The organism is Flavobacterium sp. N3904, from assembly GCF_025947305.1.
In the GTDB taxonomy this organism is placed as follows: domain Bacteria; phylum Bacteroidota; class Bacteroidia; order Flavobacteriales; family Flavobacteriaceae; genus Flavobacterium.
In genome coordinates this window covers 120,520-134,157 of record NZ_CP110009.1, presented here as the reverse complement: position 1 = coordinate 134,157, position 13,638 = coordinate 120,520, and the positions used below count along the sequence as shown (strand labels likewise).

General features: G+C 36.0%; 14 protein-coding genes. 4 read left to right on the top strand and 10 right to left on the bottom strand.

All coding sequences use genetic code 11. From position 1 onward, the window contains the following. Positions 1–38: 38 nt before the first annotated feature. Complete coding sequence (glgA, locus tag OLM57_RS00625; RefSeq protein WP_264565308.1) at positions 39–1,265, bottom strand: glycogen synthase; 1,227 nt, start codon at positions 1,263–1,265, stop codon at positions 39–41. A 316-nt stretch (positions 1,266–1,581) separates the two neighbouring features. Here glgA and OLM57_RS00620 point away from each other — a divergent pair, with 316 nt between their 5' ends. The 3 genes from OLM57_RS00620 to OLM57_RS00610 all read left to right on the top strand — a co-directional run bounded on the left by OLM57_RS00620 (position 1,582) and on the right by OLM57_RS00610 (position 4,556). After that, entirely contained in the window at positions 1,582–2,784 is a 1,203-nt protein-coding gene (locus tag OLM57_RS00620) for a BamA/TamA family outer membrane protein (protein WP_264565307.1), read from the top strand. A gap of 337 nt (positions 2,785–3,121) precedes the next feature. Then, on the top strand, positions 3,122–3,793 hold the full coding sequence (locus tag OLM57_RS00615; RefSeq protein WP_264565306.1) for a hypothetical protein: 672 nt from the start codon (positions 3,122–3,124) through the stop codon (positions 3,791–3,793). Positions 3,794–4,055: 262 nt separating this feature from the next. Beyond that, positions 4,056–4,556, top strand: a complete 501-nt coding sequence (locus OLM57_RS00610; protein ID WP_264565305.1) for a GNAT family N-acetyltransferase — start codon at positions 4,056–4,058, stop codon at positions 4,554–4,556. 102 nt (positions 4,557–4,658) lie between these two features. Here the strand turns inward: OLM57_RS00610 and glp are convergent, their stop codons facing one another. The 5 genes from glp to OLM57_RS00585 form a co-directional block, all read right to left on the bottom strand. Beyond that, entirely contained in the window at positions 4,659–5,828 is a 1,170-nt protein-coding gene (gene glp, locus OLM57_RS00605; protein ID WP_264565304.1) for a gephyrin-like molybdotransferase Glp, read from the bottom strand. Between the two features lie 196 nt (positions 5,829–6,024). Next, a complete protein-coding gene (locus OLM57_RS00600) occupies positions 6,025–6,999 on the bottom strand; it encodes a transporter (protein WP_264565303.1) in 975 nt (324 codons plus the stop codon). Between the two features lie 12 nt (positions 7,000–7,011). Next, entirely contained in the window at positions 7,012–8,052 is a 1,041-nt protein-coding gene (locus OLM57_RS00595; RefSeq protein WP_264565302.1) for a cytochrome-c peroxidase, read from the bottom strand. 165 nt (positions 8,053–8,217) lie between these two features. Then, positions 8,218–9,018, bottom strand: coding sequence for an MbnP family protein (locus OLM57_RS00590; RefSeq protein WP_264565301.1), 801 nt, complete (start codon positions 9,016–9,018; stop codon positions 8,218–8,220). A gap of 103 nt (positions 9,019–9,121) precedes the next feature. Beyond that, positions 9,122–9,496 (bottom strand): hypothetical protein, encoded by a 375-nt coding sequence (locus tag OLM57_RS00585; protein WP_264565300.1) that lies wholly within the window; start codon positions 9,494–9,496, stop codon positions 9,122–9,124. Positions 9,497–9,623: 127 nt separating this feature from the next. Between OLM57_RS00585 and OLM57_RS00580 the strand changes: the two genes are divergently transcribed. Beyond that, positions 9,624–10,049 (top strand): hypothetical protein, encoded by a 426-nt coding sequence (locus OLM57_RS00580; RefSeq protein ID WP_264565299.1) that lies wholly within the window; start codon positions 9,624–9,626, stop codon positions 10,047–10,049. Between the two features lie 105 nt (positions 10,050–10,154). On the opposite strand, the gene hemL is transcribed toward OLM57_RS00580, so the two are convergent. The 4 genes from hemL to OLM57_RS00560 form a co-directional block, all read right to left on the bottom strand. Then, a complete protein-coding gene (hemL, locus tag OLM57_RS00575; RefSeq protein ID WP_264565298.1) occupies positions 10,155–11,441 on the bottom strand; it encodes a glutamate-1-semialdehyde 2,1-aminomutase in 1,287 nt (428 codons plus the stop codon). Between the two features lie 84 nt (positions 11,442–11,525). Continuing rightward, a complete protein-coding gene (locus OLM57_RS00570; RefSeq protein ID WP_264565297.1) occupies positions 11,526–12,350 on the bottom strand; it encodes a glucosaminidase domain-containing protein in 825 nt (274 codons plus the stop codon). A 34-nt stretch (positions 12,351–12,384) separates the two neighbouring features. Continuing rightward, entirely contained in the window at positions 12,385–13,281 is an 897-nt protein-coding gene (locus OLM57_RS00565) for a 1-aminocyclopropane-1-carboxylate deaminase/D-cysteine desulfhydrase (RefSeq protein WP_264565296.1), read from the bottom strand. 3 nt (positions 13,282–13,284) lie between these two features. Continuing rightward, positions 13,285–13,626 carry a hypothetical protein gene (locus tag OLM57_RS00560; protein WP_264565295.1) on the bottom strand — a complete coding sequence of 114 codons (342 nt, stop codon included), beginning with the start codon at positions 13,624–13,626 and terminating at the stop codon, positions 13,285–13,287. Positions 13,627–13,638: the final 12 nt, after the last annotated feature.

The following is a 13,638-nucleotide window of genomic DNA, read 5'->3' as shown; positions in this document are numbered from 1 at the left end:
ACCTTGCGGTTAAACTTTTGCAAATATATTCGACTCCTTTATGCCGTCTCTTTTTCAAATCTTGCAATTACTTCCTGATAATAATTAAACGTAGTTTTAGCAATCGATTCCCAGCTAAACTGTTTCAACACTCGCACACGACCGGCTTTACCCATGGCTGTTGCTAGTTCCTCATTGTCCAACAACACATTTATTTTGGCAGCAAGAGCTTTTTGAAAACCAATTGGATCTTTTGGATTAAAATCTGTTCTCGAAATGCTTTCCAGTGGAATCAAATAACCGGTTTCTCCTTCAATAATTATTTCAGGGATTCCACCAACGTGACTGCCTACAACTGGCGTTTCGCAAGCCATCGCTTCGAGATTGATAATTCCAAATGGCTCATACAAAGACGGACAGGCAAAAACCCTAGCATGACTGTACAGCACTTTAACTTTTTCACGAGGCAACATTTCTGAAATCAGGATAACGCCTTTTCTTTTGGCTTTCAATTGGTCGATAAGAGTTGCCGTTTCACGAGCAATTTCTTCGGTATCTGGAGCGCCTGCGCATAGCACAATTTGACAATTTTCATTAAAATATTGAGCAGCTTCGATCAATCCCGAAATCCCTTTTTGACGGGTGATTCGCCCCACAAAAAGCACAAAAGGAATATTTGGGTCGATTCCGTATTCGGTCAACAAAGCTTCATCAAAAGTTGGTTTATAAAATTCAGGATCGATTCCGTTATGAATTACCGTTACTTTTTCGGGATCGACACCATAAGCTTCCACAACATCGGTTTTCATTTGTTCGCTTACGGCAATCACGCCATCGGCAGTTTTATAGGCATTGGTTTCAATCCATCGGGACATAAAGTAACCATTTCCGAGTTGTTCTACTTTCCATGGGCGGTGCGTTTCCAAACTGTGAGTAGTCAAAATCAACGGTACTTGCAACAATTCCCTGCTAAAGACACCAGCTAAATGTGTGTACCAAGTATGGCAATGCACAATGTCTGCTTTTGGAGTAGCCTGAGCCATTTCGACATTGCGGCTTAAATTATGAAACATCTTTATATGCTCGTTTTCGGGATCAACCATTTTTGTCAAACACGAATCAATTCCTTCCACATGCATGGATTCCTTGTTTTCTTTTTGATCACCAAAACATCGAATTTCAACTTGAGCCAGTTTGGCCAATTCATGACTTAAAAAATCAATATGAACTCCTGCACCGCCATAAATATTTGGTGGAAATTCGTTGGTATACAGAGCTATTTTCATGGATTTGTTTTTAGAGTTATATTATTGTGTTGAAAAAAAGCGGGTTATTAGCATTAAAAGTAAAAATACGAAAGACCATTTTAATAAATACCAAAAACAGTTACTAATTTAAAACAAAATTCCGATTGGCACTTCCAGAAAAAAAAATCTGTTTTGAGTTAATTATTTTAAGATAAAAAAACAAATTATTGGAAAGAAACTACCAGTTGGAAGATTCTTTTTTTGTCTATTTTTGTATGTAATTATTTAAAAAGAAACAACATTCAAGCCATTTTTAGGACCAGTTGTTTTTTATATTCAATTTGCTTCGTTAATTATGAAACTAAAATTAGCTTTACTCATATTCTTTTTGCTTATTGCATTTAATGCGATTTCTCAAAACGGAGAAAGCTATTTTGTTTACCATAAAATTGATACCGTTAAGCAAGTTGACCTTATTGACTATTTTCGAAAAATTTTCAAACCCAAGGTCGAGATAGACAATAAGGACACAAAAAAAATTCAGTTTTCCTTATTTCCGACCGAATCTAATTTTGCTGAAGGTAGAGCATTGGTAACAACCTTTAACGCCACTTTTTTACTGGGTGAAAAAGCAAATACCAATGTCTCCAATGTTTATTTTATTCCTTATATTTCTTTTGTAGGCAAATATGGTTTTGAATTATACCCAACGATCTGGCTTAAAAAAAACAGTTGGAATTTTGTAGGAGAGTATTTTATTTTAAACTACCCACAAGATACTTGGGGACTTGGAGGCAATACACCCAGCAGTAATCAAACACTCGTAGATTATAAACAAATAAGAGTGCATCAAAGTACCTTAAAAGGTATTTTTCCAAATTTGGCTGTGGGTTTAGGTTATCAATACGATAAACATTATAACATCAGTTTGCCTGATGCCCCTGAGCATGTACTTGATTCCTTAAAAAGTGATGTGGTCAACAATGTCAGTATTTCTTCAGGTTTGGAAATTCCAATAGTCTTTGATAGTAGAAAAAATACTTTAAATGCAAAACAAGGATTCTATGGTAGTTTCAATTATAGATATAACAGCACAATACTTGGCAGCGACAGCGATTGGTCTTCTCTATTTATAGACCTTCGAAAATATTTCTCCATCAAAAACACCCGGTCAGTTCTCGCTCTTCGATCGTATTATTGGACAATACTCTCAGGTAGAACGCCTTATCTCGATTTGCCGTCAAATGATTGGGAACCCGCTCAGGGGACATCTTCCAGAGGAATTCAGCAAAACAGGTACCGTAGTAATGCCAATCTTTATTTTGAATCCGAATACCGTTATGTTATTACCAATAACGGATTAATAGGAGGAGTGTTATTTGCCAATGTAGTATCGGCTTCACAATTTGACACGCAAAATTTTGAATACTGGCACCCAGCAGCAGGTTTCGGTCTACGAGTTAAGTTCAACAAATATTCAGATGTCAATGTCGACCTCGATTTTGGTTTCAGTAAAGATTATTTTACCGTCTATTTGAATATTGGCGAAATGTTTTAAGACTTTTCTAAAAATAAGGAAAATCATTTGGGCGTGACCACAATATAAAAAAGGGACTAGAATATAGTGTCGCTCAGTCGCCCCTTTTTATATTGTGGTCGGGCTATCCGCACTACTTTGGTAGCTAGCTTCTATCCCTCACGCAACACAAAGACTTCAATAAAAAACAACAAATTTTAATTGTTTCAAGAACTAAAGTACATTTAGCAAAACAAATGCATTTGATAATTTACAAAGATTAATCTGTATATTTGGATTTGAGAAAAGTGTATTTCCATCACTCTTATAAGAAAGTTGTATGCTATATTCCCACAGAATCGGATAATCTGAATTATATATGAATAATGAATACAAAGTATTTCTCGACAACTACTTTTCAACTTTACTGGAATTTATTCATACCAGCAGAAGATTAAATAAAGTAATCAATTTGGATATTGAAAAGTACACGCAAACTGGTTCCGTTTATGATTCAAATTCTACATTACTTTTAAGTGACTGGACTGGAAAAACTGATAATGGTTGGGTTTTACCTTTTCATTCAGGATTATTTAAAAATACCTCCAGAGAAAATTACAAAAGTGAAATGATAAGCGTTCTATCTCGAGAATTTTGTTTAATGTATTGCCAATCATATGAGTCTCTTGAAAAATTCTTCAAAGATTGTGTGTTTTATAAAGCAAAAAATAATTTTAACTTTGGAGAAGAGATTAAAATAGCTTTTAAAATTGAAGGAGAACTAACTCGAGAAAATATCAAGGGAGGTGATTTACTTTATAAAGCAATTAAAAAGATTGGAAAAAAAACAATACATAAATTATCTAAAGAGAATAATACAAATATAAAATTTGGAGAACTATTAAAAATATTATCTGAAGTACGTCATTCCATTACTCATTCTAAATCAGTAATAAACAAATCAAAAATAAATAAAACACAATATCACAATCAAATATTCGAATTTTTATTTAGTTATTCAGAAATTAATAATGAACAATTGAAAATATAACTTGACTTTACGAAATTTGAATATTTAATAATAAAATTAGCTGAATTTGCATTCCAAATCTTTAAAGCAATTTCAATTGAAGAGAACATAAATTGGAAATACGAGAAATAAATACAGCATACAATAGCTACAACGGATTTGGGCAATTGGCTTAATGGAAAGTTGGTTTTGTATTTAGAATATTTGGCAAATCCGAAAATAGGGCTTAATTTAATCCCAAACCCGCTAGTGCCAGAACGTTAAAAAAACAATTACATACAAAATGAAACTACCTCCGTATGACATTTTTCCAATTATTTCTGGCGAGAAAATCTCGTTGCGAAAAATCCTAACTGCGGATATAGAAGATCTTATTGAAATTTCATTTTACGATTCTATTCAGGCGACTTCTGTTCAACAGGCGATGGAAATGCAGACTAAAATAAACAAGGATTATCTTGAAGGTAATTCTATTCATTGGGGCATTGCAGAAAATTCAACAAATAAAATTATTGGGACTTGTGGTTACTATCGTGGCCTTCGCAAAGGAGAAGGCGAATTGGGATGCGTTTTATTACCTCAATATCGAGGACAAGGTTTTATGACTTCTGCTATGGTATTAGCGATAGAATTTGGAATAAATACTATCGGACTAAAACGTATTTGGGCAATAACAACCCAACAAAACTTGAAAGCAATACAACTTCTGGAGCAACTAAACTTTATTAAAATTACTGATTTGGGAGACAACGAAATTGAATACGAATTAAGACAGAATATATAATAGACAAACAAAACAATACCTATTGTTAATTCTCACTTCTGGATTTTCGGTATTTATTCGTTTCTTTTTTAACTATGTAAAGTAAAAAAAACTATCTAAAGTCTACAACAAATACACCTCAACCATATCCCCTTTTTTCAATTCATAATGTCCGTGGGGAACGAAAATCAATCCGTTTGAAACTGAAAAAGAATTAAGCATGGACGAATTTTGATGTGACAGGATTTGTGCTTCTCCATTGCTAATATTTGCTTTCAAAAACTGGGAACGGGTATTTTTTACTTCATAATCATGGGCTATTGGAAATAAAACAGCCTGTTGATAATTGGCCTTGGCACCCGAAAGTATGGCCAATGTAGGCAACACATATACATAAAAACAAGTCAGGCAAGCGGCAGGATTTCCTGGCAATGCAAAAACCATTTTGTTTTGTAATTTTCCTGAAAATAAAGGTTTTCCAGGTTTTTGATTCACTTTGTAAAATAAGGTTTCGACTTGAAGTTCCTTTAATGCACGAGCCACAAAATCATAATCCCCAACTGATATGCCACCGGAAACCAAAATCATATCGTTGTTTGTCAACGCTTCATTCAGTTTGTTTTTGGTATTTTCAAAATCATCATTGACTTCGTATATCGTCACTGCCTCATAAAAAGCATCAATTAATGCCGATTGCAACATAATTCCGTTGCTCTCATATACTTTACCGTATTCAAGAGGAGTTCCGGGTTTTGACAATTCGTTTCCAGTAACTACAATTCCAACGGTTGGTTTTTTGTAAACAGAGACTTTTGTAAAACCAAGTCCCGCCAAAAATCCAATAGCAGCGGCATTCAACAAAGTTCCTTTTTCGAGTGCCAAATCCCCAGTAGAAATTTGTTCGCCAATGGGTCTGACATTCGTTTCGGGCTCTACCAATTCGTCGAGTAATAATTGTGTTCCGTTAGCCGCAACCAATTCAATCTGAATTACAGCCTGCGCCGAATCGGGTACAGTGGCTCCAGTAAAAATCTTGACAGCCTGACCAGGAACCAAATTTACCAAGTGAGAATCTCCCGCTTTTATTTCGCCAACAATTTCATAAACCAAAGCCTCGTGCAAACACAAAGCATAGCCATCCATCGCCGATTGCCGGAAGGGTGGCATATTGATGGGCGACACCACCGATTGTGCCAAAATATGTTTTCGGGCTTGAAAAAGTGGCAACTCCACTTCGTGCAAAGTAGGCAAATTTTGTTCTAATATCGAAAAGGCTTCTTGAACGGAAATCATAGGTTAATTTTTAACAGTATTCAAAAATACAATTCGAAAATGACTTTAACGAGAGGTTCTAAATAAAATCAAATATTGTAACAAAAAAACTGGTAGCTTTTATAATTAACCGCAATGAGCGCAAAGATTTTCGCAAAGTTCACAAAGTTTTGCGAACATCCTACTTCTTTTGCGCTCTTTGCCGTTTTTTTTTTGATTACAAACTATAATTCAAATTGAACATTAAACGATAATTGGCTTCAATATTAGAACCTGCCAAATGCTGCGTAACAGGCAACATTGCACTCATACCCAGTGAAAGTTTGTTTATACCAATTTCGAGACCAAATTTACTAAACAATACATCACCGGCTGTATTGGGTAATTCTTGACCGTGCTGCCTATTAGCAGCATACGTTTCACCAACCAAACCCAGATGAGGCATTATTTTTACGGTATTGGCTTCCAATAAATAAAACAACAATCCGCCATAATTGAGTTGGTTACCGTATTGATAGTTTTTACTGTTTTCTGTTTTAATTGTGTAATCTAAAAGCAAATTCAGCCCTAGATTATTTTTTTGAATCACATAATCAGCTACCAAAAGATAATCCCAACTGCCTGTTCCAACTTGAAAACTTTGATTAACTGTTCCCAGATTGTTGGCTTCGTTGAACTTTCCGGTAGGCATTTTCACACCGCCTCCCATTTGGAATTTATGGGTTAGTGTGATGCTGTCTTTATGGGTTTCATACAAAGTATACATTCCCATCACCGTGATATCACCCAAACCCTGAATCTCTTCTTTTCCCGATGTCAATTCACGGCTGTGATGCTGAAAAGGAATTAATGTAAAAACCTGAAGCTTTTCGGTAATCGGTATTTTGGACCAAATCTGGATGGTGTTGAAATTTTCGTCGACCCAAGGGGAATTGTCAAAAATTCCGTCTTTGCTGGTATAACTTTGATTCAAATAACGAACTCCCACAAAATTGGAATTGAGCATGGAGCCAAAACCCAAACCACCGCTACTGGCCGAACAGCCGCAAGCATCGCAGTCTTCATATTCGTATTCATATTGGCTTTGCAACAACATTTTTCGAAAAGTATCCGCATAAATACTGTCTTTTACTGGAGCGGAAAAAGCGAATTGAAAACTACAAACTAGGGTTATTAATAAATATTTTTTCATTTTAGTGAGTCTTTAAAATTCCGAAAATCGTTTATCTGTTAGATATTGATTATCAGTTAGTGTTTTTAGAAAAGCAATCACTTGCGTTTTCTCTTGATTAGTCAAAGCGATTCCGAGTTTGCCGTTTTGATTCAAAATTGGGTCTAATGTCTCCGAGTTTACAACACCCGAGGCATAATGATCCAGAACCGATTCTAATGTTCCGAATCGTCCGTCGTGCATATAAGGCGCTGTTTTTTCAACGTTTCTTAAACTCGGCACTTTGAATTTATAATAATCCACTGCTAATTGGGTTACTCGATAACGACCTACATCTTTAATTTGTGGATTGACTGCCAATCCGTTGTTTCGAAACGAATTATCCGTCATCAAATCGGTGGCGTGGCACGAACTGCATTTGGTTTTGAAAATTTCGTAACCGGCTAATTCTTCTGTTGTCAACGTTCCTCCAACTTCGTCGCGACGGTATTTGTCAAATCTAGAATTGCTGGAGGTTACCATCAGCATGAATTGCGAAAGTGCTTTGAGCATGTTTTCGGAATTGATTTTTCCATCTTTGAATGCAACAGCAAACAATTTTTGATACGTTGCATCGGACTTCATCATGGCAATCGCATCATTAAAATTACCATTCATTTCGATTGGACTTGTAAACGGAATAATCGGTTGCAAATCGAGATGCGAAGCGGCACCATCGTACATAAAGGCGGTTTGATAGCCTAAATTTTGAATCGAAGGTGTGTTTCTGGTTCCGACATTGTCGCCGACTCCGTGACTAAAGACGTGACCGTGATGGGTAAATGCATTTTCCTGAATGTGACAAAAGCCACAGGAAACGACTCCATCCGAAGACAATCTTCCGTCGTAGAACAATTTTTTACCGAGTTCAAACCCTTTCTCTGTTGGTGGATTCAATGCAATATTGTAAGCCAAAGGAGGGAAATTGGACGGAACGGTGAATGTTAACGGCACATCAATATAGTTGTCTTCGTTTTCATTGGAACAACCAAAAAATAACGGAATAATGAACCACAGGAAATGTCTTTTCTTCATGTTTTTATACTGTTGAAAGAATTACTAAAGTTGTGGATTAGCCCCGATAGAAGCGTATATCCTTTTTTACTAACCTATTCAGGGTTAGTAAAAAAGATATAGCGGATAGCGGGAGGACAATTGTTATGAAAACAAATCGTCTGCTCCTAAAACTTCAGCATCCTGTTAGTCGTTGTGTACGTGAGCTACTGAGAACATTCCGTTTAAATTTGTGGTAATCAAAGGCAATTGTGAACCGCCCATAATCATGGCACCCATACCTCCCATATTGTTGTCTGAAAGCTTGATTTTATTGGTCCCGTCAATGATTTTAGCTACATTGGCAATGATGTGAATATCTGGAGTGATTGTAGTTCTTACCATTGCATTTGTAGGCAAATTCAAAGTTACTTCTGTATAATTGTAATCGGTTCCTGTTTGTCCTGTATGCACCATAAAAGAAGTATCTGTAGTCACAGTAGCAGAAGTGAAAGTTCCCTCAAAAGCCACGAATTTATACCCAGCAGACCAACTCCACAACATTCCGGCATCTTGTGCTTTTGCCAAAAAATCACCTTGTCCAGTTACTCCCAATTCCCATTGCGCTTTGTCTACTCCGATTCCGAATTTTATTTTGGTGTAATTCCCGGCCGGGATATTTTCCAATTCGATTTCATGACTGTCTGCAGTAGCTTCATCAACAATGAAATAGCTGGAGCTTTTTGGATAAGTAAGGGTAGTTCCGTCTTCTTTGGTCAAAACAATATTGCTAATAATGTATTTTACGCTGCTTATTTTTAATACTTCTCCTTGTGAGGTGGTGTTGGTTTGACTCGTTAAAATCAAGTCATTTGATCCGAAGGCATTGTCAAATTCTACGCCCAATTTACCGGTTCCAGTGATAACTTCGTCATTATTGTTTGAACATGCTGATACTACAGCAACCATTGCCATTACAGCAATTGCTTTGTTTATTGTGTTTTTCATTATTGTTTTTTATTCTTAAATTATTTAGAATTGATGCGTGCGCGAAAGTGTGCACAAATAATGAATATCATTTGCGACAATTGACACGGTGTTTTAATAAAATCTAAGAAATAAAAATGGGTGGTCGAAAAACGGACTCCAAATGAGAATTGGAATATGAATTAGAATAAGCATTGCTGCTGTTTTCTTTATCTAAAAAAGAAAAAGAAGCGATTGCAAAAGAGTTGATTTCCTGAAAAAACAACACTTCAAGAACAGGAGAATATCCTTTTTTATCAGAAGAAGCAGGCTTTTCGTTTTCGGCAGCTTTGGCCAATTCTTTCATCAGATGACATTTACCGTTACAGTGCATCATTGGCTTTGCCTTGTTTTCGCAAAGTACTTTTGAGATGTATTCATAATTAACCACATATTCTATAACCGGAAAAATCGGCTTTAGAAAAATAGCTATGATAAGTATGAATACGAGGTTTTTCACGGCGCAAAGATAGTACACCCTTTTTAAATTCAAATAACGAATAACCGAATTTATTAAATTAACGTTAAAGTATTAAACCTTTGCTTCTTACATTCATCTTATCCCTATAACTTAAAAATAAATGAAAATGAAAAATTTAATTATTGCCTTAGTATTAGTAATGGGAATATCAGGATTTGCACAAGAAGCGACTCCAAAACCCAACCGAGCAAATATAGAAAAAATGACTCCAGAGCAACGCCAACAAAAACATTTGGCTTACTTAACCAAAGAATTAGGTTTGGATGTCAAACAACAAGAAGCAGTTGGTAAAATTTTAGCAGAGAAAAGTGCCAAAGCACAAGATCTGAAAGCTCAAAAAGATACCCGTAAAGCCAGTGGAGACAGAATGACTACAGAAGAAAGAACTGCCTTTAAAAACACCATGCAAGCCGAAAAAGCAGATACCGAAGCTAAAATGAAATCCGTTTTATCTGCCGATCAATATCAAAAATGGATTGACTTAAGAGCTGAGAATAAAGAAAAAATGAAAGAAAGAAGAGCAGGAATGTAGAGCATAATTCCATTTCTTTTCAAAAGTCAAACAAAAAATTCCACTAATAAACACAAATAGATTCGTGCTAATTAGTGGAATTCGTGTTTTATTATTTGGCGTTATTTAGAACGTTTTAGAAACTTTATCTATTGCATTAATAGTAAAATCTAAGTCTTCATAGGTTAGTGCATCGGTGATAAACCAAGTTTCATACGCCGATGGCGCGATATAGACCCCTTCGACAACCAATCCGTGGAAGAATTTCTTGAAAGTTTCATTATCACCTGCAGCAGCAGATTGAAAATCAATCACTGGATTGGCATCAAAATGAACCGAAATCATAGAACCAATTCTGTTGATTGTAAAATTAACATTATTGGCTTTCAAAACCCTTTCGATTCCAGCTCCTAGATATGCCGTTTTTTCTTCCAGCCTTTTGAAAATTTCACGATCATTGTCCAATGCCTGCAACATCGCCAATCCAGCTGCCATAGCCAATGGATTTCCAGACAAAGTTCCTGCTTGATAAACAGGCCCTAATGGCGCTAAGAAATTCATAATTTCGGCACGTGCTGCAAAAGCTCCAACAGGTAAACCACCACCAATTACTTTTCCGAAACAAACGATGTCTGCATTGATGTTGAACAATTCCTGAACTCCGCCTCTGGCCAATCTAAAGCCTGTCATTACCTCATCAAAAATCAATAAAATTCCGTTGGCCGTACACAACTCACGTAATCCTTCTAGAAATCCTTTAACTGGTGGAATGCATCCCATGTTTCCGGCAACGGGTTCTACAATTATAGCTGCAATTTCATTTTTGTTTGCTTCAATCAAAGTCTTCACATTATCCAAATCATTGTATTTGGCAAGTAAAGTGTCTTTAGCCGTTCCTGCGGTTACACCAGGACTGTTTGGTGTTCCAAAAGTAACCGCTCCACTACCTGCCTGAATCAAAAACGAATCGGAATGACCGTGATAACAACCAGCGAACTTGATAATTTTGTCTCTTTTGGTAAATCCACGAGCCAAACGCACGGCACTCATACAAGCCTCTGTCCCGGAATTCACAAAACGGATTTTATCAATATTTGGAACCATCGAAACGGCAAGTGCTGCAATTTGGGTTTCCAATTCTGTTGGCATCCCGAAAGATGTTCCTAATTTGGCTTTTTCGATTACAGCTTCGACCACAGGTTCGTAGGCATGACCCAAAATCATTGGCCCCCATGAATTGATATAATCGATTAATCGGTTTCCGTCTTCATCATACAAATACGCTCCTTTGGCACTTTTTACAAATATTGGAGTTCCACCCACGGCTTTGAAAGCTCTTACTGGTGAATTTACTCCTCCAGGGATTACTTTTTCTGCTTCAGCAAAAAGCTGACTACTTCTTTTATAGATCATTATTTTTGGATTCTTTGATTGTTCGATTATTGGATTATTAGGCATTAAGACTTGACTGATTACTAAAAACTGAACACTGCCATCTTACTTCACAATCAGCTTCTGTCCAATTGAAAGTGTATTCTCTGTTAGATTATTTTTCTGTTTTAATTCTTCTACGGTCAAATTGAATTTTTTGGAAACGGAATAAAAAGTATCTCCTTTTTGAATTTCATACAAACTGGCTTCATCGGCACCAAAATTATCATCAAGCAATACTTTGGCTTGCTCTTTTGCGATTTTATTCCCTAAAACTTTAGTATCATATTGACTTAAGTTATAGGTTTCAATATAACTTATTAATTTTTCAGGATATCTAGGGTCTGTCGCATACCCGGCATCTTTCAAACCTTTTGCCCAGGATTTGTAATCTCCTTTTGGCAAGGTAAATAAATTGGCATATCTTTTTTTACTGGTCAATACCATTGCGTGGTCTTGGTAGGATTCGGAGGCTTGATTGTATTTTCGAAAACATTCCTGAAGGGAATCATCATCTTTGTAGACCTTGTCTCCAGTCCAGTCGTTATGACATTTGATACCGAAATGGTTGTTGGCATTCATTGCCAAATCACTTTGTCCAGCACCTGATTCTAGAATTCCCTGTGCCAAAATAATACTGGCAGGAATTCCGTAGGTTTTCATATTGGCCATTGCAACAGTGTTGTATTGTGCAATGTAGGCATAAGTCACTTCATTTGTCGATATTGGTTTTGTGGTAGATTGTGAAGACACTTTGCTACTACTTCCGTTTTGAGTGGGTTTGGAGTATTTCCATCCTACTGGTTTCTTTGTCGTCACGATGGTTGATTTCGAAGAACCACATCCGACGATTGTTCCAATTAGAAGAAATAAAATTATTTTTTTAAACATGAAGTTGTGTTTGGGTGTTGTGTTTTTACTTTTTTTATTGTTGAACCTCAATCAATGTTTTGTTTTTACTTTTCAAAAGCGCATTCATTCCTCTAATTCCCTGTAATCCTCCCGTATGAATCAACAGAATTTTTGTGTTATTGGGAAAATAGTTCATCTGAATTAAATCTATAACGCCAAAAACCATCTTTCCCGTATAAATTGGATCTAAGGGAATTCCAGTTTGTTCATGAAATTGGTTTATAAACTGAATCAGTTCTTCATTTACCTTTCCGTAACCCCCAAAATGATAGTCGGTGATTAATTCCCAATTTTCGTTGATGGCAAATTTACGAATTTCATCTTTTAAAAAATCTCCTTTTAATGCCGGAAATCCCAAAACTTTTTGATGCGGTAATGCGCTGTTAATAATCCCCGAAATGGTGCCACCAGTTCCTACCGCACAACATATATAATCAAATTTAATATCTTCCTCAGTCAATATTTCTTCGCATCCTTTTATGGCATACTCATTGGTTCCGCCTTCTGGAACAAGGTAAAATGATCCAAATTTGAGTTGTAGGTTAATTATAAAATCCGGTTCGGTTTTATGCCGATAAGCTTCTCGGGTCACAAATTCGAATTGCATTCCACATTCTTGGGCAAACTTCAATGTTGGGTTTTCGTCAATTTTATCGCCCAACTCATCTCCGCGAATCACGCCAATGGTTTTAAAACCTTGTTCTTTCCCTGCATAAGCAACCGCCGCAATATGATTGGAATAAGCCCCGCCAAAGGTCAATACTGTTTCCTTGTTTTCGGCTTTCGCCTGAAGCAAATTATACTTTAGCTTCCTAAATTTATTCCCCGATATAAAGGGATGAAGCAAATCTTCTCTTTTTATTTCAAGAGAAATTCCATTGGGTAATTCGTATGTTATTTTTTGATTCAATGTTTAGGATTTATTAGTTTTTAAATGGTTTAAAAAACTAAAAAAAGTTCTCTTTTTCAAATAGTCAAAATCGAGTTCATTGGCATAAGCTTCTCTTTCAAAACTGATATTCCTATAGGCTAGATTTGCGTTTTTATACTGGAACAAACGTACCGCATATTCGACAAAATACCAAACATAAAAAGGCAATACTAATAATTCTAATTGTTGTCTGATATGTATTTTTTCGTGGTTTATTAGCACTTTATTTTCAGAATCGAATTGATGTTTTATAAACATAAAAGGAAAGACGGTTAGCCCGCGATATCCTTTAGGAATTAAATATTTGGCAACAATAACAAACATTGATTATAAAAT

What these genes read in the sequence shown, in the direction of transcription:
- glgA (WP_264565308.1), bottom strand. Translation starts at nt 1,265, where the DNA reads ATGAAAATAGCTCTGTATACCAACGAATTTCCACCAAATATTTATGGC.
- OLM57_RS00620 (WP_264565307.1), top strand. Translation starts at nt 1,582, where the DNA reads ATGAAACTAAAATTAGCTTTACTCATATTCTTTTTGCTTATTGCATTT.
- OLM57_RS00615 (WP_264565306.1), top strand. Translation starts at nt 3,122, where the DNA reads ATGAATAATGAATACAAAGTATTTCTCGACAACTACTTTTCAACTTTA.
- OLM57_RS00610 (WP_264565305.1), top strand. Translation starts at nt 4,056, where the DNA reads ATGAAACTACCTCCGTATGACATTTTTCCAATTATTTCTGGCGAGAAA.
- glp (WP_264565304.1), bottom strand. Translation starts at nt 5,828, where the DNA reads ATGATTTCCGTTCAAGAAGCCTTTTCGATATTAGAACAAAATTTGCCT.
- OLM57_RS00600 (WP_264565303.1), bottom strand. Translation starts at nt 6,999, where the DNA reads ATGAAAAAATATTTATTAATAACCCTAGTTTGTAGTTTTCAATTCGCT.
- OLM57_RS00595 (WP_264565302.1), bottom strand. Translation starts at nt 8,052, where the DNA reads ATGAAGAAAAGACATTTCCTGTGGTTCATTATTCCGTTATTTTTTGGT.
- OLM57_RS00590 (WP_264565301.1), bottom strand. Translation starts at nt 9,018, where the DNA reads ATGAAAAACACAATAAACAAAGCAATTGCTGTAATGGCAATGGTTGCT.
- OLM57_RS00580 (WP_264565299.1), top strand. Translation starts at nt 9,624, where the DNA reads ATGAAAAATTTAATTATTGCCTTAGTATTAGTAATGGGAATATCAGGA.
- hemL (WP_264565298.1), bottom strand. Translation starts at nt 11,441, where the DNA reads ATGATCTATAAAAGAAGTAGTCAGCTTTTTGCTGAAGCAGAAAAAGTA.
- OLM57_RS00570 (WP_264565297.1), bottom strand. Translation starts at nt 12,350, where the DNA reads ATGTTTAAAAAAATAATTTTATTTCTTCTAATTGGAACAATCGTCGGA.
- OLM57_RS00560 (WP_264565295.1), bottom strand. Translation starts at nt 13,626, where the DNA reads ATGTTTGTTATTGTTGCCAAATATTTAATTCCTAAAGGATATCGCGGG.